The sequence below is a fragment of the Humiphilus diazotrophicus genome, assembly GCF_059726315.1.
In genome coordinates, this window is record NZ_AP040870.1 from 6,245,094 (window position 1) to 6,271,145 (window position 26,052).

The following is a 26,052-nucleotide window of genomic DNA, read 5'->3' on the forward strand; positions in this document are numbered from 1 at the left end:
AGGACAAGAGTTCCTGCGGATGAATACTAAATGATCAAACGGAAATGCGCCTCCCGTTTGCCTCCAACTTGAGAACGAATAGAAATATTCCTTTCCGGCTTTGGGGAGTAGTATTAGAAAAGATTATAACTAGAATGGCAATATTGAGAAGAATAATACTGCGCCATCAGCAATCTGCATAATGGCGCATATTGAGTAGTATTGGCTCACTACATAAGACGAGCAGATTTTATCGCGCCATCAGAATGACACCTACACATACCAGGATGGCGGCAATCCATCGCCGGCGATCCACATTTTCCTTTAGGAAGAATTTGGCAGCGATAGCATTTGTAACAGATGTGAGTGAGGCTGAGGCAGGTCCGACCAGGCTCAATGGCGCGTGACTAACTGCGAAGAGCAGGGAAAAGAAGCTGCAGGCCAGGAAAAAGACTCCCGAGAAGAAGCGGAGATTGGAAAGTACGGCCAGGATCGCACCTGAAAGTCCGCGCTTCTCGCGGATTATGTCCAGATCCCCGATCTGGCGCATTGCCGAGGCAGTCAGCACATCACCAGCGGTAGCTGTGACGATAATGGCTCCAATCATTGCCGCAACGGGAAATCCACTGGAAAGAGAAGTGGTCATCGTAAAGCTCCTTCCTCGGCGGTTTCTTCCGTGACAGCCATTTTTGAAGTTGCCGAGGTGTCGGTATACGACGGTCCTCGTGCGACAAAACCTACCCCAGCCGTGATCAGCAGAATTCCTGCCCAGCGGCTCAGCGAGATGGGCTCATGAAGGCAAAACTTGGCCAGCAGGGCGACAATTACATTCCCCATTGCAGTCGAGGGAAGAACGTAGGTGAGGTCTGCCCAGGAAAGGGCAGTTAGATAGCTGGCAAAGTAAGCGATCAGCAATCCAATTCCAATGAGGATCTTCGGAGTCCATACAGCAGTAATAAGAGTCGCGAAGTGTGTCAGTGAAACAGGGCCGATTTCCTTCATTCCCAAGGAAAGGAAATAATCGCCAAGCGGTGTCGTGAAAATAACAACGAGAAGCACCAGATAACGGCGAAATGTCATGGTGGATCGGGTCATTGCTTCTATTATTCTTTCTTCTCCCGATAAGGAAAAGAGAAGGAGCGGTCAGAGCACTCTGACCGCTCCTTCTCTTTGAATCTACTGTTCCTGCTAGACTCCGGCGCCGACGGTGCCGGTACTCTTCTGCGATTGCTGAGCCTTGGAGTCCGCCACAATTTTGTTGCGTTGTGCTCTCAGCTTCAGGAAGGACTTGGCCTCTTGATAGAGGCGCGGTACATCCCGATTGACGATCGCCTTCCAAATAACGCGGGCAGCGGCCTTTGGACGGAAGAAGTATTCGTCGTAGAAGCGGTGAACCATCTCCAGGACGTACTCCTTCGGAAGTCCGGGATATTCGATGTGAGCCATCTGATGCCCGAAGTCGTCCGTCATAGCGCCCTTATTGGTAATAAAGCCGTGCTCGCGGGCAAATTCGTAAAACTCGGTTCCCGGGAAGGCGTGGGCAATGGAGACCTGAATTGTCTCGATGTCCAAAGCCTTTGCGAAGTTGATCGTGTTACGGATTGACTCCTTTGTTTCACCCGGCAGGCCGAGGATGAAATCTCCGTGAATCACCAGACCCAGGTCGTGGCAGTCTTTGGTGAATTCACGAGCGCGCTCGACTGTGGCACCCTTCTTGATGTTCTTGAGGATTTGCGGGTCACCCGACTCGTAGCCCACGATGAGCAGACGGCAACCGGCTTCCTTCATGGCCTTCAACGTTTCGCGGTCGGTCGTGACGCGCGAGGTGCAGGACCAGGTCAGCCCGAGAGGCTTGATCTTGTTGCAGAGTTCGATGGTGCGGGCCTTCTGGATATTGAAGGTGTCGTCGTCGAAGAAGAATTCCTTTACATGCGGGAATTCTTTTTTTGCCCATGCCAACTCGGCGGCAACATCGTCGGTTGAGCGGCGTCGCCAGGCATGTCCGCTGAGCGTCTGAGGCCACAGGCAGAAGGTGCATTGCGCAGGGCAGCCGCGAGTGGTGTAGAGCGCGATATAAGGATGCAGCAGGAAAGGGACGTTGTATTTTGTAACGTCCAAATCGCGCTTGTACATCTTTGTTGCCCAGGGCATGGCATCCAGATTTTCGACCTGAGGTCGGTCCGGATTGTGAACGATCTGACCATCCTTGATGTAGCTAATTCCCTGGATCTCTTCTAGAGGCTTGCCATTTGCGTACTCCACAACGGAGTAGTCGAACTCACGACGGCAAATGAAGTCGATAGCCGGGCACTCGCGCAAAGCCTTGTCCGTATCCGTCGTAACCGGAGGTCCGACGAAGCAGATTTTGAGCGAGGGGTTCGCCTTTTTAATGGCTGCAGCGAGATTATGATCACTTTCCCAGCCCACGGTGCTGGTGAAAAGCACGAGGAACTCGTAATCCTTACAAATCTGAATCGTTTCCTGCGCGGAGATATGGTGTGGTGGAGCATCGACTAAACGGGAGCCTTCCAGCATTCCAGCCGGATAGGTTAACCACACTGGATACCAATAGGACTCGATCTCGCGAGTTGCAGGCCAACGGGAGCTTGCCCCTCCGTCAAACTTTTCAAAGGAAGGGGGATTAAGGAATAGCGTTTTTAACGGCATATTTGTCCGACCTCAAGTTTATCATTCGGGCACTCGGGGAAGCCCGAATAGCATAGCAAAATGGGTATTTCGAGGGTTGAGCGGGGCATTTCGCCCCTGGAAGCTCATCCCCGGGCTTAGTGTGCCGGTTGAATCTTGGCCCAGTCTTCGATAGTTCCGAGTAATTTCAACAGGTTTAGCTGCGCCTTGGCTAGCTCGAAACCGGCATCCAGCGAGTCTTCGTAACGTTGACGCTCCTCAACGCGAGCTTGCTCGGCATCCTTGGGCGTCAGAGGGCTGGAAGGCGTACCGCTGCCATTTTCCAGTTGGGTTAATACGGAGGCAAGTTGATCTTGTGCCAGTTCGTTCTTGAGGGAAGCAACTTCAGCCTGTGCTCCCAACTCTCTCAGGCTCGTTTGCAGGGTTACAACTGCTTCCTGCGTTTGCTGTACGGCCTGGGCTGCCTGGACCTTTGCTTTCAAGGCCTCGGCTGCGGATTGCCGGGCTTTGGCCTTTCGAGAAGCATCGAAGATCGGGAAAGAGATATCTACTCCGATTCCAAAGTTGTTGTGTTGGAAATTGCGGTAGTAGAGGTCGTAATTGTTGTACTTGGTATAGCGGTTGTACTGGCCTGCAAAGATGACCTGCGGACGATGACTCTGTAGACCATCTCCATTGGCTGTATATTTTTTGGAATCGGCCAGAGCCTGTGCGGCAAGTACACTGGCATTGCCGGATGGTATTTCCTTTTGCAGATTGACCGCCAGGTCGAAGTTCGGCATCTCGGGAATGCTGTCCTTGACTGGAATGATCTCTGCAGTCGGCAAGCCTGTCATATGGGAAAGCTTCTGCTGTAACTGTGTCTGCGTGCTCTCCAAATGAATCCGTTTGAGCCGAACCTGCGCTGCGACTAGTCGTGCTTGCGTGAAGGCTGTACGGCTATCCACGCCTGCATTGAGCCGCTCTTCTTCAATTGAAACCAGCTTTTGGGCATGACCAGACTCCTGGTCCAGTGCCTTCAGTTCCTCAATGGTCTTATTGAGTTGAATATAAGAAAGCGATGCATCCAGGATCGTCTGCTGCCGGGCGTTTTTCAGGGCCATCTGAGCAGCCTGCAGAGCAGAGCGGGCAGAACGGATGTAGTTCAGCTGTCCGGCATTGAATACCAGAGCTTGCGATGTGACGTTATAGATAGAAGGCTGTCCAACAGGGAAGCCGTAGGAGTAACCCAGACCTGAGCCAAGAACAAAGCTTGGAACGTAAGCAACCTTCGATTCCGAGACTCCGCCTCCGGCTTTTTCAACATCGGCTTCTGCTATCCGGATGGCATTGTCGTTCCGGAGTGCCAGGTTGACAACCGTAGATAACGAAACCTGAGCAAAGGAAAATGTAGTGCAGCTTAAGAAAAGAGCTGCGAGCGAGAGCTTTCGTGCTGTAAATCGGTGCTTCAGGGGTGTTTCTCCACAAAACAACATTCTATCGATTGCCTCTGGAGCGTTTCAGGTCTTTTATGGTGTTCGTCGAGATCTCTCGAAGGGTGGCTGCTTTCGCAACATTGCCTTAGTTGCCGCCTTCTACACCAAAACCTGAAATGCCCTAACGTCCTGTGTTCGTGCCTTCTTGTGCCGGTTTGTATTCCTTAGCCAGCGCTGTAGCTGCTGCTAATTCGCGCTGGGCTCCGGCTGCATCTCCAAGTTGCCTTTTCAATTTAGCCAGATCGGTATGGATGACGAAGGCAGGAGCTTCTTCCGTCTTCCGCGAGGAGGCCAGATAGGTTTCCATCATTTGCATTGCCAGCTGGGGCTCACGCTTTGCCCGGATCAGAACCCATGCTCCGTTCGGCAACGCCGTTGTATGCTCCTTGTCGGCAGCAAGGCCACTGCGGATTGCTGACACCATATCGTTCCATCTCTGCCTGCGCCGATAAAACGATCCCAGGGTCATCCAATAATTTGCCGGTCGAGAAGACGCGGCAAGCGCGGCTTTGAATTCGTTCTCGGCCTTTCCGTAGTCCTTCTGCGCCTCAGCGATACGTGCGCGTATTTCATGGGCGCGAGCCGGATCGATTGCATCGAGCTTGCGTGCTACTCCTTCGGCCTTATCGGCTCCTCCACCAACCAGGAAGGGAGCCTCAGCATAGAACTCTCCCAGATCGGAGAGTGCAGCCGAATTACGCGGATTGGCCTGAACGGCTGCTTCGAATTCCGAACGGACCTTTTTCCCGAGCGAGTAGGCGGAGACAAAAGATACCCGATCCGCCTTTTCCCCATAAGCCCGTCCCAACCACATGTGATAGTCGCTATTGGACGGTTCCAGCTGTACGGCTTTCTGACAGGCGTTTAGTGCTTCGTCCCAGTGGTCTTCCGTTATGTATGCACGGCAGAGCAGGTTGTATGCCAGGGCATTCTGAGGAGACTGCCGGATCGCACTCCAGAGCTTACCCAATGCTTCATCGGTTCGCCCGGCTTGAAGGTCGGCATGAGCCGCATCCAAAGAAGGAGCCCCTTCGGCATACGCGATATTGGCGGCTCCTCCCAGCACGACAGCAAATAACAGCTTGGCAGCGAGGTGCTTCACGCTTATTTCACGATCCTTATCGGTGCGCCGTCTGTCAGGGACGTGCCATTGGTGGTACCGAGTGCTACGACATCGTTCTCTTTCAGTCCGGAGATAATGCCTGCCTGCGTCAAATTCGTTGTTCCCACCGTAACCGACGTACGACGAATCTTTTCGCCGGAGACCGTGTAGACATAGGCTTTCCCGCCCTCGGAATGGAGCGCTTCACGAGGAACGCTCAGGATGTTGTTATCCTGCGCTGTTGTTACTCGTACGGTTACATTGGTGTTTGGTAAAAGCATGCCGTCCGAGTCGTCCACGGCTACCATCACCTCGCCGACATTACGTGTGCCGTAGGTAATGATGGTGGAAGGAACCCGGGCGATATGGCCACGCCATACTTTGCCTGGCTTGGCATCCCAGCTAACGACAATGGGTTGGCCAATCTGCAGCTTTCCAATCTCCGGTTCGTCGAAATACGCACGTACCCGGACATTGTTCAAATCTGCCATCTTGATCAGTTCCTTGCCTTGTTCGACAAACTCCGTCTTGCCGACAGGGACGGAATAGACCGTTCCGCTGAACTGGGCATGAACGTTGCACTGATTGATGACTTGCTGGGCTGCCGCATAGGCGGCTTGAGCTTCAGTCAAGGCTGCCTTGGTCCTGGTGATGTCCTCGGGCGAAAAACGGGAAGTTTGACGCTTGGACAGGGACGCGAGCGTGTCGTCGGCGCTCTGCAGTCGGAGCTGCGCTCCCGATACCTCACTGGCGGAAGCCGATCCGCTTAGCTGCAACTTTCTGAGAGTTGCGAGGTCGCGCTGTGCCTGATCGCGGTCCAGCTTAGCCTTGTTGATATCAGCGGAGAGGGAAAGGCGCTCTTCCTGAGTGCCACCCTTCATGACTGCATCGTAGTTGGCCTGGGCGGCCCGCAGTCCGCTCATCGCGGTAGCCAGCCGGGAGCGTGCTTCGGTATCGTCTAGCGCGATCAAAAGCTGTCCGCCAGAGACCTTGTCGCCTTCGTGGACGTAGATGGCTTTGACGGTAGCGGCAATCGGGCTATGGGCCGAAAAGTCATTCTCCGGCTCGACCTTACCGTTGGTGCTGATGGTGCTGACCAGATTGGAGCGAGTCGCTTCACCCACACGGATCGGGAGCCGTTCCCGAGTGAAATTTCTAATAATGAAAAAAAGTGCAACTAGTACTACTGCTGCGCCGAGCCACAGAATACGGTGATTTAGTGTCTTCTTTCGAACTTCAGTCATTCCAGAACCGAGTAGTCAGTATATAGGACTTAAAACAAAGTCACTTGATGTCAAAAAAATGACAGACTTTTGGAAATCAGTAGTTTAGATGCCAATAGCCAATCAGCGGATGAACTTTCCTTCACGCTTCCTGGGGAGGGGGGAGCGATTTCGTACAATAGAAAAATATGACAAACACCACGGCTCGCTATACAGACGAACATGCCAAGGCCGGCCTCGATTTCGCCTTTCCGGCCATCGAGACGTGGCAGAATCAGTTTCCGGCCTACGAAATTGTAATTGACGATCCGGAATTCACCTCCGTCTGCCCAAAGACGGGTCTGCCAGACTTCGGTGTGATCACACTTCGGTACATGCCGCGCGAACGCTGCCTGGAATTGAAGTCCTACAAAGAATATCTCTTTAGCTATCGTAATCTTGGGATCTTTCAAGAGAACATCACGAATCGCATTCTGGAAGATGTTGTGAAAGCCTGCAATCCGGTCTGGGCGCATGTGCGCGGAGATTTCCGCCCTCGTGGCGGCATCACGACAATCGTCGAAGCCCATTGGCCGCGGCCCGAAGTTAAGTAGATCAACTCCATTGTTTTCTTGAACTTGAATGATCTGAAAACAGGTTGCAGCAGGAAGCAGGATTATGACCAAGACCCGTGTTCCACGAAAAGAAGGAACACGGGTATTCGTTAACGTCTTTGAACCAGATTCCCAGAAGAGTGATTATTCTTCGACCTGTTAGCAAGCGGTGATTCTTGATGAAGCGTTCGGCAGCACTCCACGCCCTCATTCTGCTCTCAGTTCTTAACCTGCTCAATTACCTCGACCGTTACATCCTCAATGGGGTGCAACCGCTGATTCAAAAGGAGTTCCGGGTAAGTGACGAACGCATGGGTGCTTTGACCTATGCTTTCTTCCTGACCTACATGATTGCGGCTCCGTTGACCGGATGGTTGGGCGACCGCTTCCCCCGCAAGCCGCTGCTAGTGGTGAGTACTCTGATTTGGAGCCTGGCGACTCTGCTGTCGGCCTGGGTTCATGACTACCACACCCTTTATGTTCGCCATGCGATAGTCGGGATCGGTGAGGCCAGCTTCTGCATCTTTGCTCCGTCGTTGCTGTCGGATTATTACCCGGAGAACCAGCGCAACCGCGTCCTCAGTGTCTTCTACTTAGCGATTCCTGTTGGGAGCGCTTTGGGCTATCTGACCGGAGGTCTGGTTGGCACTCACTATGGCTGGCGCGCACCCTTCTTTGTCGCTGCCTTTCCCGGCCTGATGGTTGCGGTGCTCCTGGCCCTCTTCGTGAAGGAGCCGAAGCGTGGCGGTTCGGATCAGCTTGCTTCTACCGCTTCCCGTTCCACCTTCCTTGGGCTGGCAAAGAATCCCGGATATCTATGCGCTACCTTGGGGATGGCCACTTTGGTTTTTTCTATGGGCGGGATCGCAGCCTGGATGCCAACTTTCTTTGTTCGCTACAGTGGCTTCTCTCTGGCACAGGCCAATCTGGTGCTGGGGGGAATTACTGTGATCGATGGGATTCTTGGAACCTGGATTGGGGGCTGGCTGGCTCAGCGTTGGTTTAAGACGAACCATCGCGCTTACTATCTGCTCTCTGCCTGCAGCGGGCTCTTGACTGTCCCCTTCGGAGCTTTAGCCTTCTTCGGCCCTGCGTGGCTTTTGCTGCCAAGCGTTTTTCTGGCTGAGTTTTGTCTCTTTCTGAATACCGGTCCATTGAATGCCGCGATTGTGAATTCTGTCTCCTCTCCGGTGCGTGCTACCGCCATCGCTGTGAATCTTTTCCTGATTCATGCTTTGGGTGATGCGCCATCCCCGAAGATCATCGGAAGAATCTCTGACCTGAGCAATCTGCGCATGGGGCTGGGGTTGACCTTACCGGCAATGATGGTTTCTGCCATCATTCTCTTTATCGGAGCCAGATTTGCTCCGTTGCTCAAAGAGTCGCCAGCGGCGGAAGGCAACCTGTAGCGGGCAGATAGGGCGGCCCGATTTTAATCTGTATCCACTTTTCAAAGTGGTGCATTTCTAAGTAACGTTTCTTTGAGGAGGAGTTACTCCGTAATGAGCAATCTGCATGGGACAGTTCTTACATGGCTGGGACACGCCACGGCATTAATTACTACGTCAAAGGGGACCACGGTTCTAATCGATCCCTTTCTGGCGCAGAACCCTTCCTACCCCAAAGATTACAAGCTTCCTGCAAAGATTGATTTAATTCTGTTAACGCATGCGCACTTTGACCATATCGCCGATGCCGTCTCCGTTGCCAAGGAATATGACTCTACTGTCGTTGCCATTTTTGAATTGGCCAGTTGGATCGGCTCAAAAGGTGTCCAGAAGACAGTGGACATGAATATTGGCGGAACCTATCACTTCCAGGATCTCGCCATAACTATGGTTGAGGCGAAACACTCCTCATGCATCCAAGATGGAGATCAGGTGCTCTATGGCGGAGATCCTGCAGGATTCGTTATTCGTGTCGAGGGCGGGCCGACGATTTACCATTCCGGCGATACTTCGGTCTTTGGCGATATGCAGATCATTCGTGAGCTGTATCAGCCGGATATAGGTTTCCTGCCAATCGGTGATCACTACACAATGGGGCCGCAACAGGCGGCTCTGGCAGTTAAGTATCTTGGGCTGAAGACTGTTATCCCAATCCATCATGGGACCTTTCCCGTGTTGACGGGCAAGCCTGAGGATCTAGCGGCCCTTACTGGCGGGCTTGATGTAGAGATAAAGGCTCTGAAGCCTGGCGAGTCGTTGCGCTAGCATGAAAGTTGTTGCCTCCATGAGTGCACTTCGGTGCATTCGTGGAGATAGCTAGTTTTCTGCGGATGAAATTGCGTTGAAGTCGAAGAGTGCTGTGAAGTATAGACTCACAAACTATTTCCGTCTTTGACGAGCATATCGCTGGAAATGTTGTCTCCAATATCAAACGTTGTCGTCTATTAATAGATAGGCAGTAAAAGCATGGTGTGCCACTGCTTCTCCTCCTCTCTTCAGTAATTACAAAATCGTAATGCTCTTCGCAGTTTTTTTCGCATCGATTGCACTACTTTTTATTTGCAATCGCGTCTGTACTTGAAGTGAACCCAGAATTAAACAGTCCTCCCATCTGTTCTCATAGCACTGCTCTCGACATCAAAGAACAACTGCGAGGACTTGCGCCTGGACTCCGAGAAAGTATGGCGAAATAGACGATGATCAATCAGAAACGTATAGTCGCAGTACTACCTGCATACAACGCAGCAAAAACCCTGAAGGCGACTGTTCGAGATATCCCAGACGTTGTTGATGAAATCATTCTTGTAGACGATCACAGTTCAGATGAGACGGTTGCAGTGGCCAGGAGCCTTGGCCTGACCGTAGAAGTTCATGAGCGCAATTGTGGCTATGGAGGCAACCAGAAGACCTGTTATCTTACTGCGCTCAATCGCGGTGCCGATGTCGTGGTTATGGTCCACCCCGATTATCAGTATTCTCCGCTGTTGATTGCCGCTATGGCCAGTATGATTGCGTATGGGACCTACGATCTTGCGCTGGGCTCCAGAATCTTAGGTGGAAAGGCGCTGCAGGGCGGGATGCCGCTTTATAAATATGTATCCAATCGCCTGCTGACCAAGTTTCAGAACCTTTGTCTCGGTGCCCGCTTGTCGGAGTATCACACAGGCTTCCGTGCCTACAGCCGACAGTTGCTGCTCTCGCTTCCCTTCGATCGTAATTCCGATGACTTTGTCTTTGACAACCAGGTGCTTGCTCAGTGCATCGCGCTCAATGCCCGCATCGGAGAAGTCTCCTGCCCGACACGTTATTTCGAAGAGGCCTCCTCAATCAACTTCCGCCGAAGTATGAAGTATGGCTTGGGAGTCGTCAAGACGACATTCCAATGCATGGCAGCCAAGATGGGGATAAGTCATAATTCGATATTTCGTTTTCCAGCCTCAGAATTGCCGACTTCGGAATCGGATGAGGCGTTTCTGTTTGAGAAGCAGAGCTGAAGTCTCTGCTTCTCTGAATTCAAGACCAAACCCAACATGGATTATTCGGGGGATTCCCATTCCTACCCAGAACACAAAACCGCGTGTCCTGGAGTAGGAATGGGATAACTTGAAATCAAGTCCTCTCTGGCTACTAATCCCGTAAATATTCCTACTATCTATACACCTTCATCGTTCGCAGGCGAGCTGTTCCGCATAGAGATATCGAATTTTTGACGGGGTCTTGCGGAGGGTATATCACTGTTTTTCGGCTCTGATATCAATGAAAGTGTATAAAGTTTATGTTGGTCTGCTGCTTTGCTTGATTTTGGCGAAGGGCGGATTAGCGCAACAGCTTCAGCCTCGTTCGGCCAATACTGCCCAACCTACACAGAAGACCGGCACTGCCTCTGATCCGCGTAATACCCCTATTGCTGACAGAGAACAATCAAGCTTCAAGGTGAATGCCCATTTAGTACTTCTCGATGTGGGTGTAGTCGACAAGGATGGAAAATCGGTAAAGGACCTGAAGGAATCGGATTTTCAAATCTTCGAAGACGGAGTTCGCCAGAAGCTTAGCAGTTTTTCAAAGACAATAGACGATAGCTCCTCGATGGTGGGTGTGAGGAGCCGGAAACCAAGCGGACCGAATATCTTTACGAACTTCACTCCTGTCGAAGCTAACGGTGCACTGACGGTTTTGCTTGTAGATATTCCAGGAGTAAGTGCTGCTCAACTCCGACATCAAATGTATCTGCGTCAGCAGTTGCTGGCTGTTCTGGACAAATTGCCTGTTGGAAATCCTGTTGCCATATTCTTGATGGACCCTTCCGGGTTACGCATGCTTCACGGCTTCACCGCGGATCCTGCGGAGTTACGAAAGGCTGTCAGTGCCATAGGCAATATCGTTCATCTCTCTTTTCCTGCGGCTTCGGTTTCACAGGCCCGAGAAGACCGGCGATCTGCCTTTGTACGACTTAGTCAGTATCTGGCGGGCTACCCTGGTAGAAAGAACCTGGTTTGGCTTTCAGCTGGAGAGGTTCCTGGATTATCGCGTTCCGAAGAGGGAGATCCTTTTTCCGACAGGGCGAATTTTGTGGCGGACGCTTCCGGGACCACGGAAGTACTCACTCTCAACCGGGTTGCAGTGTATCCCGTTGATGTGCGTGGTCTGGTGACAGATTCACGACTGGATGCGAGCAAGGCTCAGGTCGATTTTAAGCAGCCCGATCCCGTCCTTCAGCAGATGATTTTCGAACATGGTGCTATGTCTGGAATCGCGTCTGCCACCGGAGGAAGGGCCTTTTTTGATAGGAACGATGTAGGACAAGCTGTTGACGATGCGATAAAGGATGGCTCCAGTTACTATACGATCTCGTATAGCCCGAGCAATCATCGATGGGATGGACGATTCCGAAAGATCCGCATAGTTCTCAATACACCTGAACTCCATGTTTCCTACAGGAAAGGATATTATGCCAACGGCATATATCCTTCATTCGCTCAGCATGACAAAGAAACCTCAGTACATCCTTTTTCAGTGCGGGGCGCTACTTTACCTGGAGTAAGTGCTCCGCCTCAAACACCGTTACAGAAGGCCATGGTATTTGGTGCTGTGCCGTCAACGGAGATCGTATTTGAGGCTAAGGTCGTCTCTTCCTCCGGTGTCGAGAAGCTAAAGAAGAATGAGCCGATGCCTGCTGGGAATTATCTGCTCCCCAAATGGAGAGATCTGCCCTTTCGTTATTACCAGATTCATGACTCCATCACTTCGGAACAACTTCAGTTGGTTGCTGGAGCTGACAATCGTTTTCATCGAGATCTCCAGTTTTGTGCTGTGGTCTATGACGAGGAAGGCGAGACTGTAAACTCAATCATCTTTACCGCTCATGTCAATATCGGCCCGGATGGCTACCAGTTGATTCGCGAAAATAGTCTTGGAGTCGACCAGAAGATTGCCATTCCTGCAAAAGGGAAGTTCTTCATTCGTTTGGGTATTCGCGATATGGAGAGGGAGAGAATTGGCTCGCTTGAATTTCCCTTAGCGGAGGTCAGGCTCCAGACCTCTGCCAGCCACCCTTAACCTTAAGCTATTTAGGTATTTAGATAGGGCAGCCCTCTGTTTGGCGTTAAGGTCTTGCGTCTGTCTGATTTTCTCCTCTATTCCATCTTCTCCTGCCGCCGATAGTAATGCTAAGGCGGAAACCTTCGGGTGATGAGGTAGCCCTGGCTGCCTCTATTCTCAAAAGGTTTCCCGTAGGTTCGAGGTACTTTTTGTTTTCCTGTATCGATTCGATACACTCCGGAGAGCAGAAGCATCTTAGGACTCACGGAGGTAGCCAGATGTGGAGTGATCCTATGAAGTCTCATTTATTCCGATGCGGATATTCGCTAATAGAGACCAGCGATAAGAGAAGTTGTGAATTGTGGTCGAACGGTGTAGAAGCCGTTACTCTCGTCATCGATGAGAAGAACATAGCTCAGTATGCGGTTTTAGAAGGTCGTTCTATGGAGGAAGTAAATCTTCAAGAGCTGCAGATGGCAATATCAGAACCACTCTCTCAAATTGCTTAATTTAACTTTTGATCGACTCTAATCTGCCTCCCGAAATAGCTGAGTTCCTTGTCCAAGGAACTCGGCACAAGGGATTCCCGACAAGCTGAAACTTACATCTTCTTCTCTCGTTGTGTGGGTATACCTGTGTTTGCTCCTTATTGAAATTCATTTTCATCAAAAGAGAAATTACGAGAAAGCGGCAAAGAATGCATCTCATTCCGTGAGGCGAGTTCAGCGTGTATAGGGATGAAGCATGCGTTGCTTGGTTTTTGTGCTCTCTGAGGCACGCATATTCTCCACACTGGCAAGAACATCTTCTTGCCGGGTATCGCTGTGAATGAGGAGGTACCATGCAAAGCGATCCCATGCGGGTGTTTCTTGGCCACTGTAGCTATCGGTGCGTGGAGGATAGCGAAGAAGATAACACCGAGTTGTGGTCAAACGGCATTGAGTTTGTCCGTCTCACCATTGATGAAAACAATATGGCACAGTACGCCGTCATGGAAGACAGATTTGCTGCGGAACTGAATTTGGAAGATCTTCTTGCCCTACTGGAGTTTCCCGTAAAGAAGGTTGCCTGATCTGTGTGCGTTCCCAAAAAGAATGAAAGTCGCGCCTAGCGGCCGAACTATGCGATGCGATCCTTGAACTAGAACTGTCATACGTAGGGCATAATTGCCAGCTTGGGTGATTGAAGAGCAAAAACTCTTTGTACTTCGCTGTTTTGCTGTGTGTCAGGGCTGGTCTTTTAGGCCCGCCGCAAGGTCTTCCAGAGAGGATTTAGACATTCTCGGTGACATAAGCAAAATCGGACAGCTGCGGCTTTGGAGTTAAGTAGATGGCTTGAGGCTCCAATTTATGGTTAGTGCTTCGAACTACTTGTCACATAGAAATTTTGTTGACCACTCATCTTGATCCATAAAGCAAGTTGGCTCCAGGCCATCGCTCTCAATTCGTACTCTTGTTACCGAGAATGTCTGTTTTTCATAGAAATACTTTCTTCGGCAGGCCTGGAGCATTTCCCGAAAAGATGTAGATCGAAGCAATAGAGGTTGGTGCGGCTTTCCGCCAAAGAAAGCCGCTCTTCACCCTACTTGGAAAGTTCACAGTATTTCGGGAAATGCTTTAAAAGGCCAGCCCTGACACACAGCAAACTGCGTAATTCTCTGGAAGACATCCAGAGAATCAAAGACTTCTACTTCCTTCGGCTCAGAAAATTGTACAAACTCCATTGAGCAGCATGAACGATTTGGATCGTTCATGCTGCTTAGCTCAGATTATTGCGGTGCGTATACCGAATACCCGCGTGGTGGTGCCCAAAGATCAACTTCTCCATTGTTGCCTGTCCACTTGTCGTCCGGACGGGAACGATCAACCTTGCTCCACCATGCTACCGGTTGCAGGCGTGTATTCTGCCACTTAGAGTGAATCCTGCTACCACTCCACTGGTCTCCACGATTATTCAGGACAAGGATAAGTCCTGGTTGGGTTCCCCAGCCGGAGCGCTGCATGATGTATAAATCATGATCGCAGTACAGAACCGTGCTGCTTCCTGCTGCAAAACATTCATGCGCTGCCACGAGAGCTGCGATGCCGTTGCGGGTGCCGCGTTCCGCCAAGTGAAAGTCGTAATAGTCTTGCCAGAAGACACAAGGATATCCCTCATGCGTGAGAATCACTGCGTAGGCAAGGAGCTTATCGTTTATGACCGAGTTCCCGGGATCGCGAACTGTGTCGTGGTTATCGACGAAGGTGACGGCGAGATTGGGTGATGTTTCAACGACAGTCCCGGAAGTAAGGAAGTGCAAGTCGAAGCCGTAGAGATCGCAGAGTCCTTTTAAGTTGTAGTGGAGAGGAAAATCGAAGGCTGCGACCGGGTTATCCATGAAGGAATTAACGGCCTGCATCCAATCCAAAATGCTGCGGTCCGATGCCCAGCATTCTCCAACGCAGAAAGGTTTGAGGGTTGCTCCATCGCGGCTATAACGGTATTCGGCGATTGCTTTAACCAGCCAGGGGCCATAGCCCTTTACAAAGTCGAAGCGGAAGCCATCGAAGCCAATCTCCTCAAAGAGAATGCGTGTATGTTCCATCATCGCTGTATAGACGCTGGGATTGCGATGGCATAAGTCGGGCATGCCGCTGAAGGCCTCGTTATCCATGCTTTCATAGCGGCTTGGATGGAAGCACTTCCAATCACGTGGGAATTGTCCACTGCGAGGCGAGAACTTTGTCCAACGCCATTGGTTATCGAGAGGATTTTCTTCCTTTTCATCGGCTCCCGAGTTATGGTTGAGCACCACATCGGCATAGAGCTGCATTTGACTTTTATGAGCAGTGGTGACCAGGTCTTTTAGTGCCTGCCTGCTGCCAAACCATGTTTCCTTACGTCCCTTTTGATCGAACTCGCCGAGGTCGAAGTAATCGTATGGGTCATACCCCATGGAATTCCATTCTGCAGCTTTAGACGCGGGAGGAAGCCATAGAGCCGTGAAGCCATCCTGGGCTAATTCCGGGATAAATGTTTGCAGGTGTCCCCACCACGCAGCCTCTTTGTGCTCGATAGAAGGGCAGTTCCAGTAAAACGCCTGCATCAGGACTCCCATATGTTTCCTCCTAGCCGTTATGCGCTGTAAAGCGGAGAGAGCGATACACAGAATTCGAGAAGGACTCCTGGCGTTGCGCGCCGGAGTCCTGTCCGGGACCCACTACAATACCACTGAATTCTTAAAACTTTGGTATCAACGTTTCAGTGAGATCGAATCTGTTGGAGGAATCGGGGGTTACTCGGCAATTTTGCAGGATTAATCTGTGTGCTCCGCTAAGCAGAAGGTTTCTCCCAAACAACAATAGAAACGGGGAAACGGAATAGAATCTCCTCGCCATTGCGATAGGCCTGGATAGAAAGGTTATCGGTTCCCATATCTTCAGTCACTCTCCGGCGAAAGATCTCGGTATTTCCTGCGGGAGGGAAGGAAGCTTGTAGCAGCTCTTCCATCTTTGTTAATAACCCATATGTGGCGCTGCGTAGATATTTCAGCCTTGCGGTAGTTCCAAGTTCTCTCAGTTGATCGAGCGAGAGCGCTCTAACATGGGAAGGATCTCTCAAAGTTTCCAGTTCGTCATACGCCTGTATCGACTCCGGCCGGGGTGTAACATCGCAGACGGCAACTCTTCCTCCTGGTTGGCAGACTCTTTTCATCTCCGCCAGTACAAGCTCCGGATGGAGCAGGTGGTGAAAGGAATACCGGGTAACAACGAGAGAAAAGGTGTTATCCGCAAAAGGAAGATTCTCGGCTTCTCCGATTTGCCAATGGATATTGGACAGGTTTTTCTCGGCCTGTCGCTTACTTGCCTGCTCAATCATGGCCGGAACCAGATCGGTGCCCGTTACATGATGTGCTTTGGCGGCCAGCTCACAGCTGATGATTCCAGGTCCGCAAGCTACGTCAAGGGCAATATCGGAGGGGGTCACCGCGATCGAGTCTAGAAAAATCTGAAGTGATTCTTCAGTGGAATGAGCGGGTGCCTGGGCAAATGGTTCCGCTTGCCGTGTGAATTGATCGAGGATGCGAGAGGCATGTTCTTTTGCGATATCCGTCATTGCCTCAGTATGGTCTCAAGCGGCTTGGCCTTCAATCGCTTATCGGCCATAATCATCTTCTGAGCGGCCAAACAATCCGGAGAGCTATTTTCTTAAGATATGAAGGACCTAGACAGAAGAGCAACAGGCAATCACTTGCGAAAAGTGGGAATAAATGCACCACACACTTTGGGGTTTGCACATTACGAAGAGCTTCGCAATGTTCGTTACGATTGGCATAAGCATCCGTATCATCAACTGCTCTATGCCATCCAGGGCACGGCTTGTGTCGAGGTCGGGCATGCCCGCTATTTTCTCCCTCCGCAGCGTGCGGCCTGGATTGCGGCTGGAACTCTGCATCGTACAACTATTCCTAACGTAATCAGCGGCAGCGTCTTCTTTGCTCCACGATGGATTACCTGGCAGGTAGAACCGATTCGAGTGATTGCAGCTCCACCACTCCTTCGCGAGATGGTGAAATATGCGATGCGCTGGAAAGTTAAGGATCGTAAGCGTGACCCTTCCCGGGATCTTTATTTCCGCACCTTCGCCATGCTTTGCAAGGAATGGCTGCAAGAGGAAATGCCCTTCTGGCTGCCCCAAACGGATCACCCGCAGATTGGGCGGGCGTTGGACTACACTTTGCAGCATTTCCAAGTTGCCAGGGTCGAAGGTGCCAGTGCTGCGGCTGCTATGTCTGTGCGGAACTTTCGCAGGCACTTCCTAACCCAGGTGGGGATTACATGGCGAGATTACCTGACCAAAGTGCGCCTTTTACAAGCTCTAGATCTGCTCACCAAGCCGGGAACGCGGGTGATAGAGGTAGCTTCACAGATTGGTTTCGAGAGTCCAAGTGCATTCTCCAAAGCCTTCACAAACTTTTCAGGCGAAACTCCAAGTCAATATCAACGCAGATTTCAGGAGGTTGAGTAGAGGGAAAGCTAAAAGTTTGTGCGGTAAGAACCTTTGTTTTTCCGAGATGCGTGATAATGAAGATACTGATTAACTTGGAGAATATGGATGAGTGCGAATTACGTCACAAATCTTGCGTTTATTCGGGCAAAGGAGGGAAAGGCTGAAGAGCTGGGTGCTGCTCTGAAGAAGCTTATTCCCACATCGCGAGCTGAAGCTGGATGTATTGCTTATGATCTGCATCGCTCTGCCGACGATTCGAATTTGTGGTTCTTTTACGAAGTTTGGCGGTCCAAGGAAGACTTGGCTACGCACCTGGAAACTCCTCCACTCCGCGAATTGATCGCGCAAGCTCCGAATCTTGTCGATGGAGAGATGGACCTGCGTGCTTTTGCGCCCGTAGATATGCGTGTGAGCAAGTAAGACTGATTCGTTGTTGTCCCATTCAAGCTCAAAGAAAGTTTGAATGGGACAACAACAAGGTTAATTTTTTTACAACGATAACTACGCATCCGATCCTGGTAGATATGTCTGCTTGATCACAGTCCGTAATTTTTCTTTGGTTGCTTCATCGATAAAGGCAGCATCAATGGCTGCAATATTGGTCTCGCAAAATTGCTCCGATCCCCAGGCGAAGACTTTTTCAAGCTCTGCGTACTCGTTGGTGAGTGTAGTCGGGGTGAGCATGCGGGTATCCGTATTGGCGTTCAACGATACACCTGCAGAATAGAGACGATGAATCGGATGGTGTTCCCAGCTCTCAATTGAGGGAATGATTTGCACATTCGAAGAGGGACACAGTTCCAGATGGATATTCGATTCACGAAGGAATTCGACGAGTTTGGGATCTTCAACACTACGCGTACCATGCCCAATGCGGCTGGGTCCGAGATGCTTGAGTGTTTCCCACACGCTTTCCGGGCCACAGGCTTCTCCCGCATGAGCGGTACAGAATAATCCTTGTGCATGAGCATATTGATAGGCGGAAATGTGAGGCGCTAGAGGAAAGCCTGCTTCGTCTCCCGCAATATCGAGTGCGACAATGCGGCTTCCTTTGAACCTGTTTGCCAGCTTTGCTGTCTGCATACTCTGTTCTTCGGTGAAGTGCCTGAGTGTGCAAAGGATCAACCTTGCTTCTACTCCGGTTTCGCGGATCATCCGCTCTGTAGTCCGGTCGACTACTTCCGCTACACGCTCCGGGGTTAATCCTCGATCCAGATGGAGCAGCGGCGCAAAGCGTAGCTCTGCATAAATTACTCCATCTTCAACCAGCTGTTGGAAGAGGTCTTCTGTAACCACCTCAAGAGCTTCTTCTGTCTGCATGAGTTGTACGCCTTTGGGCGCACAACTTAAAAATTCGGCAAGATTCGAGCAGCGGGTAGGTGCCACATATTCGCGGCGATAAGCTTCCATCGTGACAGATGGTTCAAGCCGGGATACAGCCTGAAAACTGAGTGAACAATCCAGATGCAGATGGAGTTCTACCTTTGGCGAATGGCGCAGATCTTGCATAAGGCAATGATATCGTCGCTCGCCGAAAAAGTAATTTCCCTCTCCTGAATTCGATAGGTCTAAAGATAACGCCAGGGCACAAAACCCTGGCGTTATCTTGTTGCATTCATAGTATGGACGATGAGCGTATGTTATCTATGCAACGGCGGCCAGATCGGAAGTGAGAATTCCTCCGAGCGAACCCCAATTCGACCATCCGCCATTCGGTGTTACCTGCCAGATATGCCATAGCGCTTTGTCGGTTCCCCTGGCGAAGATCTCCAGGCGTCCATCGGCATTTTTTCCTACGTCGATGTCGCTAGTGATGATTCCTCCAAGCGAAGCCCAACCGGACCACCCTCCATTCGGGACTAATTGCCAGATATGCCAGACAGCATTATCGGTTCCTCTGACGAAGAGTTCCAAACGTGTATCGGCGTTCCTTCCGATGACAGGATCGCTAGTGATGATGCCGCCGAGCGAGGCCCAGCCTGACCATCCCCCATTCGGAACCACTTGCCAGATATGCCAGATTGCATTGTCTGAGCCACGGGCAAATAGTTCCAGACGGCCATCGCCATTCTGACAAACAGCGCAGACACTGGTTACTGCACCTCCAAGCGAGGACCAGTGGGACCAGCCATTGTTCGGAGAGGTTTGCCAGAGGTGCCAGACGGCGTTATCCGTACCGCGTGCAAAGACCTCCAGCCGTCCATCGGCATTGTGGTGTACAACCGGATCGCTGGTGAGTATGCCGCCCAGGGAAACCCATCCTGACCATCCGCCGCCCGGCGACGTTTGCCAATTGTGCCATAGGGCGTTATCGGCTCCTCGTGCGAAGGCCTCCAGACGACCGTCGGCATTGCGCTCGATTGCCGGGTCGCTGGTGATGCTCCCACCAAGAGAGTTCCACCCTGACCACCCACCATTGGGAACCAGTTGCCAGCTGTGCCATAAAGCATCGTCTGCGCCTCGGGCAAAGAGTTCGAGACGCCCATCCATGTTTGTGAAGACTGCCGGGTCTGAGGTCAGAAGCCCGCCCATGGAACTCCAGCCCGACCAGCCATTATTCGGAGCCGTTTGCCAGTTATGCCAAATAGCATGGTTATTGCCATTGCCAAAGACTTCCAACCGCCCGTCGGCGTTGGAAGCTACAGCCGCAACGCTTGCCAGCACAATTGCTTCGGAGTTTCCGTAGAAGATATCCACTTCACCATTCGCAGCTGAGTTGCTGACTACAACACATTTCTGTCCGCAATCTGTAACTGCGTTGACTGCTGTCCAGGAGACGGTTGGCCTGATGCCGCCGGTCTGGACACTGATTCCCTGGAATACACTCTCCTGTGTTGCTGGATAGTCGGCAGGCTGCGTGATTCCATAGGCTTCCAATGTTTCGGCGCACCAGGTGAGCTGCTGGACATTGTGTATGGGCAGACTTGCTAACGGAATTCCCTGGAATTCGCAGCTGTAGTCGAAGCCAGTGGGGCTGCTTCCGGTTAGGCGCATGATTCCTGCCAGGACGTCTCCGGGATTCACCCGAACGAGCTGGCTGTGATAAGCCGGTCCACCCTGGCCATCGACATACCAGGATGCTACGGCCCAGTAGTTACCGCCGCCAGCGGCTGAAGGCCCGTATTGAAGCACTGGTTGGTAGATCATGGAAGAGTTCTGGATTCCGTTAAAGAGGAAGATTGTCTGTCCGGAGTTGGTGGCAGGTACCGGAGGCACGATCCACATCGTTGCAAACGATGTAACCGCATTTCCTGTGTTGTTGTTCCAATAGGCGTAGCTGATCCAGCCGCTTCCGTAGGATGGAACCTTGCCGGCGGATTTTGGAGCAGGGAAGTGCACGTTATTCGGCATCAACGGTCCTGACTCCGGTCGCTCGGGAATCGGGTTGAAGTGGCCTACGATATTGCCGTAAGGATCGATCTTTTGCAGACTGCCATCGGAGAGCCTGCGTAGCAGGTGTCCTACTTCGATGGCGTGTACCAGGGATTTGTGCCGGAGGCCTCCCGGCGTTAACACTAGCTCTTCGTCTGGCATCGTGGAGACTCCTTTCACTGTTTTTTGGGTTGTTGGGTGGGGACGATGGTGTAGGTTCCGTCCTCATTACGACGGACGGCCTGACCATGTTTGACCCTGTGAACTTGATTGGGGGGGCGAGGTCCGCCGGGAGTAATTACCGATTCTTGCTGTTCGTGGATCCCGGTGGACGGAGACCCCTGCTTTTGCTTTCTGTCCATATGACCCCCTTTGTGTGAGGAAATAGCGGGTCCAAGTCAGAATTCTGGGGCCAGGAGACGATTTGTTCAGAGCATCTTAGCTTCTTGCTGAGGCCGTCAAAGAGCCGCGAAACGCGCTCGTTCTTTCTACCCCGTTCATTGACAACGGGATCATGGAGCCAGCTCCTTGGGACGGAAAAGCTGTGCGAACCTCAGTGGCTTGCAGATACATCTACCCTGATTCTGCTTTAGCGGAAGGGGAAGTTACCCTGGCCAATCCCAGCCGCGAATCGTACTCCGAATCTCAGCTGGGTTGTCAAGGTAGTTTTGATGGGATTGAAACTGAAATCAATGTTCGTCGGTTGATCTGGGGGCGCGAATGGCGAAATCCGACTGAGCCTCTCCCATCTCCGGATACAGGCGTTGCTGCAGTCCGGTTTGCGGAGGAGATGACTTCTTGAAGCGCCGTAGATCCTTCAGGATTTCCTGCTTGTCGCGAGCATATTCACCTGCCAAACGGGTCAGGGCATAGGTCAACACATCGCTGTGGTGTAGATCTTGAATTTCAGGATCGCGGCGGAAATTCAGCCATAGGCGATGGACGAGCTGAATATCGTCTGCCTGAAGGATTGGTGTATGCGGGCCGATGTGGAAGACCTTGGCTTCACCCTCGGCGCTGACAACAAAGAATGTGAACTGCCGTTTGGGTTCCGAAAGCGCTTCCCAGGCTTGTCCCACATGATAGGCCTGATCTTCGGCAGACATTCTGCTTGAGAGGCCGGAGACGACCGAGGCTACATCCAGGGAATTCGCTGTCTGGACGAGTGCTGCAAATACGTCGCCCGCAGGCACTACCAGCAATGAAACGTGTTTCCCAAAGCTCTCCGCTACCGAGACAGCTTTAGTAAAGATCATCTGCTCATGCTCGCTGAAGAGCTGCGATTCGACGTAATCGGGACCGCCGGCGCCCATCATACGGGCAGTAAGGACAACGATGTCCTGTTCTTCGGTGCTGGTTCGAGAGAGAGCCCATTTCAAGGCGAAGGGATTACCTGCATCGCGCATGGTCACCATGACAGCGCCAGGACGAATCTTGAGCGAATCGCGGCTGATAGTGTCTTCATGTTCGAGCTGGAAGTGTTCCTTCATCTGCCGTACGGCAGCAGCGTGCTTCTTCAGGTTCTTCTTCTCGGAAATTGCAAAGATCGCAAAGAATGTTCCGGCAAAAGCGATACCGCTGACGGTAGCAACCTCTTTGGTGAAGAGATTGACGATGGCGACGACGAACAGTACCAGAAATACCGAGAGCAGACCAACAGGTACTTCAATTTTTCCGATGCGGATGTTTGGTGGAACCTTCCAGCCACGCTGGCCATGGTATTTCCATCGAAGCACCAGCATTGCCAGGCTGTTGAAGGTAAAACTCCAGATCACGCCGAAAGCATATGCCTCGCCCAGGGTGATGACGTTGCCTCGGCTCACGATAATCGTGAAGAGCTGCATTCCCGCAACAAGATTCACGATGCGGTAGCTGGTGCCGTATTTCTTCTGCGGTTTTCGGAACCAGTCGGTCAGAACTCCATCTTCTGCGACGCGCATCAGCACGCCCGTGGAGCCGATCATCGAGGTGTTGATTGCACCGGAGAGGATCAGAAAGCCGACGATCACAACAAAGATGCGGAAGGCGATGCGCATCGCCATCGGGCCAGTCATATACATGGCCATACCGGCGATCAGGTTGTCGCGGTAGATCGGAACGCGTACTGCATCGGGGATCAGCATCACGGCGAGCAGAGATGCAACGCCGGTGAAAATGAAGCTGTAGATCGCGATAACAATCGCGGCGCGCTTCAGGTTCTTGAGCTTCGGATGCTCGATTTCGCGATGAACCTGTGCCAGGGACTCCTCTCCGCTCATAGCCAGTACCGAGTGGCCAAAGGCGATCAGAATGCCAAAGAGGCCAAGACCGGTAGCAAACTTGGTATGGCGGAAAATTCCAAGTGCATCGTCACTGAACTTGAGACTCGACGGAGTCGGGAAGGGCGGTAGATGTGCTCCCTTGGCAAAGACCGAATAGAAACCCCAGCCCAAAAGAATAACCACCATAACGGTGGTTATTCGCATGACTTTTAAGGCTTTATCGCTGGATTCTTCAATGCCTTGAATGTTCTTGTACCAGTAGTAAAGAGTAACGGCAGTAGCAAAAACGGCGGAGGTCCCGTCCATCGGCAACTGCATGGCCTGCTTGCCGGTCATCAATGCTGCTGGTAATAAGCCGTGACTAGCGCCGACAACAAATAGTTCGTTCAGCAAACCGGTGATGTACTGTCCTGCAGACACACCGGAGATCGGTCCCGTCAGGATGTAATCGAACATCAGGGCCGAGACGCTGATTTTGGCGAAAGTACCGCCTAAAGCCTCTTTGACGACTCGGTAGACGCCACCGCGGGTAAACATCGAACAGCTCTCGACGTATACGGCGCGAACCGCAAACGAAAAGAGCATAACGCCCAAGATGAACCAGGGAGCTGCTTTCCCGACTGCTTCTTCTGCGATGCCGCCAGCGTAAAAGGCAGAGGAGCCGAGGTCGTTCAAAACTACAGCGGCTGCCCTCCAAAAGGAGATGAAGGTCAGCATCACTGACGAGGCGACCACGAGTCTTACGCGATCGGATGGCGGAGCAGTGGTCGTTCTTTCAGGTGACATGGAGACAATTCGAGGTGACGCATCCGCCAGCGGATTTTGGCGCTGTCGCAAGGCCACCCAGCGCTGAGTGTATGACCGATGACGAGTCAGGTCAATCCACTGCTGGTCAGAAGTTGCGCCTTTCGGGACATTCCCTCAGGCAAAAGGACTACTCTTCACCGAAGAGTTCTTGGATATCTTGAATAAAGCTGATGATTACCACCACTCCCGATCCAAGGATTCCAATGAAAAAGAGAATTTCCAGGATGTCCATCCCGGCACGTGCGAATCCCATAGCAAGAATGATTGTAGCCTGAAGAGGCCTGAAATACCTATTTTTCAATTACTTTTGGATATAGGTGTAAACCGCTGTTTCTAAAAACTTTAGTGGTATTCCTGATTCTGGTACAGCTGAACCTCCCTTGAGGACCGGCCGTTCTGGTGGCTTGTGCGTCGGCGGAAGAGGTGCAAGCTCTTCAACAATCTTTTGTTAGACTCTGCCTCAATGAAACGTGGACCGATCCTGCAGTACTCATTTGCAATTCTTTCTGCACTTTTGCTGGAGCTTCCTTTTCCTCTTGCGGGTCCCTTGCCCTATTGGCGGACCCTATTTGCGTGGCTCGGGCTGGTTCCCTTGCTCTGGGTGCTGCTTCGAGTCTCCTTTGTAGCTCATCCCCGGTACCTTCGCCGAAGCGCGCTGCTTGGTTATCTGACTGGGGTGGTTTGGTACCTGGGGAATTGCTACTGGATCTACGCCACGATGTACACCTATGGCGGGCTGTCTTCAATCGTTGCCCTTCTTATTCTGCTGGGTTTTGCTCTGATCCTGGGTTCTTATGTTGCGCTCTTTGGATGGGGAGTTGCGCTTATTCGAAAGGGCTTCGGTTCTTTGGCGGGAGCTTTGATCGGAGCGCCGATTTTGTGGGCAGCACTTGAATTTGCGGCCTCCCGGATCACCAGCGTTCCTTGGGATCAGTTGGGATATTCGCAGGTGGACAATTATCTGCTTACCCGGTTGGCTCCCGTCACCGGTGTGTATGGAATCTCAGTTCTCCTCGTGGCGGCAAATTCCGTGCTGGCCTGGATCTGGCTTTCAAAAAAAGGGAAGCCTCGCCTTATTGCAAGCGCCGTATGGGGGGTATCAGTAGGTGTCTTAATGTGCGGACATTTGCTACGTCCAGCACCTGCCCCGACTCAGGCTTTGGCCGTCCTGGTGCAACCGAATCTGAGTGTTGACGTCAATAATGATTGGGTGGGGACGGAATGGGACAGGAACCTCGCCGAGATGACTCGCTTGAGCCTCACTACTTGCGGGGAATTTATCGGTGGAATTCCGGAGACCTCTGCTCCCAAACTTCGGACCAACTGTTCTACGCCCTCCCCCCATCCAGACCTGATTGCCTGGCCGGAGGCTCCGTCTTCCTTCCGGGATTACGATCCTCGCTTTCAAAAAGTGATACGGAGCCTGGCCGTCGCTGGCGAGGCACTGGTGGTTTCCGGAAACATCTCTGCAGATGCGGAGGGCCCACAATCCGGTATCTACAACTCCGCCTCGGTTTTTGCCCCAGATGGCTCCCAGCTAGGCAAGTACAACAAAATTCATCTTGTACCCTTTGGCGAATACGTTCCTTATAAGAAATTGCTCTTTTTCGCCGGGCACCTGACTCGGAATGTTTCTGACTTCTCACGAGGAACAACTCGCGAGGTCTTCCAATCTGGAGGCCATCGGTATGGCGTATTCATCTGCTACGAGTCGGTTTTTGCCGACGAGGTAAGGCGGTTTGCTGCCCGCGGAGCCGAGGTCTTCGTGAACCTCTCCGATGATGCCTGGTATGGAGATACCAGTGCTCCGTGGCAGCATTTGAATATAGCCAGGATGAGGGCTATCGAGAATCGCCGCTGGATTCTCCGAGACACGAATGACGGCGTTACCTCTGCTATCGATCCTTACGGCCGGGTAACGGCCAGTACTCCCCGTCATCAGGTGAATTCCTTGGCTGTGAAGTATGGTTTCAGGGACGATGTGACCTTCTACTCCGAGCACGGCGACGTCTTCGCGATGCTTTGTGCCATAATCGCCATAGCGGTGACGTTCAGAGCTGCACAACGTGCTCTGCGGTTCTACCGCCAACGATTTCAGGTAAAGTCAGGTTCCCGGTAA

The 26,052-nt window shown here is 51.9% G+C and carries 22 protein-coding genes; 10 read left to right on the top strand and 12 right to left on the bottom strand.

The window, feature by feature from the left end; all coding sequences use genetic code 11:
* Nucleotides 1-229: 229 nt before the first annotated feature.
* From AC6I7T_RS25425 to AC6I7T_RS25450, 6 genes are all read right to left on the bottom strand, one after another.
* On the bottom strand, nucleotides 230-625 hold the full coding sequence (locus AC6I7T_RS25425) for an EamA family transporter (RefSeq protein WP_497790571.1): 396 nt from the start codon (nucleotides 623-625) through the stop codon (nucleotides 230-232).
* The gene (locus tag AC6I7T_RS25430; RefSeq protein WP_497790572.1) at nucleotides 622-1,074 is read right to left on the bottom strand and encodes a DMT family transporter; all 453 of its coding nucleotides are present in this window, start codon (nucleotides 1,072-1,074) and stop codon (nucleotides 622-624) included. Before AC6I7T_RS25430 ends, AC6I7T_RS25425 begins: the two co-directional genes overlap by 4 nt.
* A 93-nt stretch (nucleotides 1,075-1,167) precedes the next feature.
* A complete protein-coding gene (hpnJ, locus tag AC6I7T_RS25435; RefSeq protein ID WP_497790573.1) occupies nucleotides 1,168-2,646 on the bottom strand; it encodes a hopanoid biosynthesis associated radical SAM protein HpnJ in 1,479 nt (492 codons plus the stop codon).
* A gap of 116 nt (nucleotides 2,647-2,762) precedes the next feature.
* The gene (locus tag AC6I7T_RS25440) at nucleotides 2,763-4,100 is read right to left on the bottom strand and encodes a TolC family protein (protein WP_497790574.1); all 1,338 of its coding nucleotides are present in this window, start codon (nucleotides 4,098-4,100) and stop codon (nucleotides 2,763-2,765) included.
* Nucleotides 4,101-4,221: 121 nt separating this feature from the next.
* On the bottom strand, nucleotides 4,222-5,202 hold the full coding sequence (locus tag AC6I7T_RS25445) for a tetratricopeptide repeat protein (protein ID WP_497790575.1): 981 nt from the start codon (nucleotides 5,200-5,202) through the stop codon (nucleotides 4,222-4,224).
* Nucleotides 5,203-5,204: 2 nt separating this feature from the next.
* Nucleotides 5,205-6,326: an efflux RND transporter periplasmic adaptor subunit gene (locus AC6I7T_RS25450; RefSeq protein ID WP_497790576.1), complete on the bottom strand. Its 1,122-nt coding sequence runs from the start codon at nucleotides 6,324-6,326 to the stop codon at nucleotides 5,205-5,207.
* A gap of 287 nt (nucleotides 6,327-6,613) precedes the next feature.
* On the opposite strand from AC6I7T_RS25450, the gene queF reads away from it, so the two are divergent.
* The 7 genes from queF to AC6I7T_RS25485 all read left to right on the top strand — a co-directional run bounded on the left by queF (nucleotide 6,614) and on the right by AC6I7T_RS25485 (nucleotide 13,576).
* Nucleotides 6,614-7,018, top strand: a complete 405-nt coding sequence (gene queF / locus AC6I7T_RS25455; protein ID WP_497790577.1) for a preQ(1) synthase — start codon at nucleotides 6,614-6,616, stop codon at nucleotides 7,016-7,018.
* Nucleotides 7,019-7,197: 179 nt separating this feature from the next.
* Nucleotides 7,198-8,427, top strand: a complete 1,230-nt coding sequence (locus AC6I7T_RS25460; protein ID WP_497790578.1) for a spinster family MFS transporter — start codon at nucleotides 7,198-7,200, stop codon at nucleotides 8,425-8,427.
* A 93-nt stretch (nucleotides 8,428-8,520) separates the two neighbouring features.
* The gene (locus AC6I7T_RS25465; RefSeq protein ID WP_497790579.1) at nucleotides 8,521-9,231 is read left to right on the top strand and encodes a metal-dependent hydrolase; all 711 of its coding nucleotides are present in this window, start codon (nucleotides 8,521-8,523) and stop codon (nucleotides 9,229-9,231) included.
* Nucleotides 9,232-9,662: 431 nt separating this feature from the next.
* The gene (locus AC6I7T_RS25470) at nucleotides 9,663-10,460 is read left to right on the top strand and encodes a glycosyltransferase family 2 protein (RefSeq protein ID WP_497790580.1); all 798 of its coding nucleotides are present in this window, start codon (nucleotides 9,663-9,665) and stop codon (nucleotides 10,458-10,460) included.
* A gap of 262 nt (nucleotides 10,461-10,722) precedes the next feature.
* Nucleotides 10,723-12,522 (top strand): VWA domain-containing protein, encoded by a 1,800-nt coding sequence (locus AC6I7T_RS25475; protein ID WP_497790581.1) that lies wholly within the window; start codon nucleotides 10,723-10,725, stop codon nucleotides 12,520-12,522.
* A gap of 275 nt (nucleotides 12,523-12,797) precedes the next feature.
* Nucleotides 12,798-13,013: a hypothetical protein gene (locus tag AC6I7T_RS25480; RefSeq protein ID WP_497790582.1), complete on the top strand. Its 216-nt coding sequence runs from the start codon at nucleotides 12,798-12,800 to the stop codon at nucleotides 13,011-13,013.
* Nucleotides 13,014-13,345: 332 nt separating this feature from the next.
* Nucleotides 13,346-13,576: a hypothetical protein gene (locus AC6I7T_RS25485; RefSeq protein ID WP_497790583.1), complete on the top strand. Its 231-nt coding sequence runs from the start codon at nucleotides 13,346-13,348 to the stop codon at nucleotides 13,574-13,576.
* 696 nt (nucleotides 13,577-14,272) lie between these two features.
* Here the strand turns inward: AC6I7T_RS25485 and AC6I7T_RS25490 are convergent.
* Both AC6I7T_RS25490 and AC6I7T_RS25495 read right to left on the bottom strand, forming a co-directional pair.
* A complete protein-coding gene (locus tag AC6I7T_RS25490) occupies nucleotides 14,273-15,601 on the bottom strand; it encodes an alpha-amylase family glycosyl hydrolase (protein WP_497790584.1) in 1,329 nt (442 codons plus the stop codon).
* Between the two features lie 215 nt (nucleotides 15,602-15,816).
* On the bottom strand, nucleotides 15,817-16,599 hold the full coding sequence (locus AC6I7T_RS25495; protein WP_497790585.1) for a class I SAM-dependent methyltransferase: 783 nt from the start codon (nucleotides 16,597-16,599) through the stop codon (nucleotides 15,817-15,819).
* A 99-nt stretch (nucleotides 16,600-16,698) separates the two neighbouring features.
* Here AC6I7T_RS25495 and AC6I7T_RS25500 point away from each other — a divergent pair, with 99 nt between their 5' ends.
* Together AC6I7T_RS25500 and AC6I7T_RS25505 are read left to right on the top strand one after the other, a co-directional pair.
* Nucleotides 16,699-17,511, top strand: coding sequence for an AraC family transcriptional regulator (locus AC6I7T_RS25500; RefSeq protein ID WP_497790586.1), 813 nt, complete (start codon nucleotides 16,699-16,701; stop codon nucleotides 17,509-17,511).
* A gap of 87 nt (nucleotides 17,512-17,598) precedes the next feature.
* Nucleotides 17,599-17,913 carry a putative quinol monooxygenase gene (locus tag AC6I7T_RS25505; protein ID WP_497790587.1) on the top strand — a complete coding sequence of 105 codons (315 nt, stop codon included), beginning with the start codon at nucleotides 17,599-17,601 and terminating at the stop codon, nucleotides 17,911-17,913.
* Between the two features lie 81 nt (nucleotides 17,914-17,994).
* On the opposite strand, the gene add is transcribed toward AC6I7T_RS25505, so the two are convergent.
* The 4 genes from add to AC6I7T_RS25525 form a co-directional block, all read right to left on the bottom strand.
* Nucleotides 17,995-19,002 (bottom strand): adenosine deaminase, encoded by a 1,008-nt coding sequence (add, locus tag AC6I7T_RS25510; protein ID WP_497790588.1) that lies wholly within the window; start codon nucleotides 19,000-19,002, stop codon nucleotides 17,995-17,997.
* A 135-nt stretch (nucleotides 19,003-19,137) separates the two neighbouring features.
* Nucleotides 19,138-21,027 (bottom strand): PLL family lectin, encoded by a 1,890-nt coding sequence (locus AC6I7T_RS25515; RefSeq protein WP_497790589.1) that lies wholly within the window; start codon nucleotides 21,025-21,027, stop codon nucleotides 19,138-19,140.
* 14 nt (nucleotides 21,028-21,041) lie between these two features.
* Nucleotides 21,042-21,227 (bottom strand): hypothetical protein, encoded by a 186-nt coding sequence (locus AC6I7T_RS25520; protein WP_497790590.1) that lies wholly within the window; start codon nucleotides 21,225-21,227, stop codon nucleotides 21,042-21,044.
* A gap of 327 nt (nucleotides 21,228-21,554) precedes the next feature.
* The gene (locus AC6I7T_RS25525) at nucleotides 21,555-23,912 is read right to left on the bottom strand and encodes an APC family permease (RefSeq protein WP_497790591.1); all 2,358 of its coding nucleotides are present in this window, start codon (nucleotides 23,910-23,912) and stop codon (nucleotides 21,555-21,557) included.
* 484 nt (nucleotides 23,913-24,396) lie between these two features.
* On the opposite strand from AC6I7T_RS25525, the gene lnt reads away from it, so the two are divergent.
* The gene (lnt, locus tag AC6I7T_RS25530) at nucleotides 24,397-26,052 is read left to right on the top strand and encodes an apolipoprotein N-acyltransferase (protein ID WP_497790592.1); all 1,656 of its coding nucleotides are present in this window, start codon (nucleotides 24,397-24,399) and stop codon (nucleotides 26,050-26,052) included.

What these genes read in the sequence shown, in the direction of transcription:
- AC6I7T_RS25490 (WP_497790584.1), bottom strand. Translation starts at nt 15,601, where the DNA reads ATGGGAGTCCTGATGCAGGCGTTTTACTGGAACTGCCCTTCTATCGAG.
- AC6I7T_RS25440 (WP_497790574.1), bottom strand. Translation starts at nt 4,100, where the DNA reads ATGTTGTTTTGTGGAGAAACACCCCTGAAGCACCGATTTACAGCACGA.
- AC6I7T_RS25460 (WP_497790578.1), top strand. Translation starts at nt 7,198, where the DNA reads ATGAAGCGTTCGGCAGCACTCCACGCCCTCATTCTGCTCTCAGTTCTT.
- AC6I7T_RS25525 (WP_497790591.1), bottom strand. Translation starts at nt 23,912, where the DNA reads ATGTCACCTGAAAGAACGACCACTGCTCCGCCATCCGATCGCGTAAGA.
- hpnJ (WP_497790573.1), bottom strand. Translation starts at nt 2,646, where the DNA reads ATGCCGTTAAAAACGCTATTCCTTAATCCCCCTTCCTTTGAAAAGTTT.
- AC6I7T_RS25500 (WP_497790586.1), top strand. Translation starts at nt 16,699, where the DNA reads ATGAAGGACCTAGACAGAAGAGCAACAGGCAATCACTTGCGAAAAGTG.
- AC6I7T_RS25485 (WP_497790583.1), top strand. Translation starts at nt 13,346, where the DNA reads ATGCAAAGCGATCCCATGCGGGTGTTTCTTGGCCACTGTAGCTATCGG.
- AC6I7T_RS25515 (WP_497790589.1), bottom strand. Translation starts at nt 21,027, where the DNA reads ATGCCAGACGAAGAGCTAGTGTTAACGCCGGGAGGCCTCCGGCACAAA.
- AC6I7T_RS25430 (WP_497790572.1), bottom strand. Translation starts at nt 1,074, where the DNA reads ATGACCCGATCCACCATGACATTTCGCCGTTATCTGGTGCTTCTCGTT.
- AC6I7T_RS25480 (WP_497790582.1), top strand. Translation starts at nt 12,798, where the DNA reads ATGAAGTCTCATTTATTCCGATGCGGATATTCGCTAATAGAGACCAGC.
- AC6I7T_RS25475 (WP_497790581.1), top strand. Translation starts at nt 10,723, where the DNA reads ATGAAAGTGTATAAAGTTTATGTTGGTCTGCTGCTTTGCTTGATTTTG.
- AC6I7T_RS25470 (WP_497790580.1), top strand. Translation starts at nt 9,663, where the DNA reads ATGATCAATCAGAAACGTATAGTCGCAGTACTACCTGCATACAACGCA.
- AC6I7T_RS25520 (WP_497790590.1), bottom strand. Translation starts at nt 21,227, where the DNA reads ATGGACAGAAAGCAAAAGCAGGGGTCTCCGTCCACCGGGATCCACGAA.
- add (WP_497790588.1), bottom strand. Translation starts at nt 19,002, where the DNA reads ATGCAAGATCTGCGCCATTCGCCAAAGGTAGAACTCCATCTGCATCTG.
- lnt (WP_497790592.1), top strand. Translation starts at nt 24,397, where the DNA reads ATGAAACGTGGACCGATCCTGCAGTACTCATTTGCAATTCTTTCTGCA.
- AC6I7T_RS25495 (WP_497790585.1), bottom strand. Translation starts at nt 16,599, where the DNA reads ATGACGGATATCGCAAAAGAACATGCCTCTCGCATCCTCGATCAATTC.
- queF (WP_497790577.1), top strand. Translation starts at nt 6,614, where the DNA reads ATGACAAACACCACGGCTCGCTATACAGACGAACATGCCAAGGCCGGC.
- AC6I7T_RS25465 (WP_497790579.1), top strand. Translation starts at nt 8,521, where the DNA reads ATGAGCAATCTGCATGGGACAGTTCTTACATGGCTGGGACACGCCACG.
- AC6I7T_RS25425 (WP_497790571.1), bottom strand. Translation starts at nt 625, where the DNA reads ATGACCACTTCTCTTTCCAGTGGATTTCCCGTTGCGGCAATGATTGGA.
- AC6I7T_RS25505 (WP_497790587.1), top strand. Translation starts at nt 17,599, where the DNA reads ATGAGTGCGAATTACGTCACAAATCTTGCGTTTATTCGGGCAAAGGAG.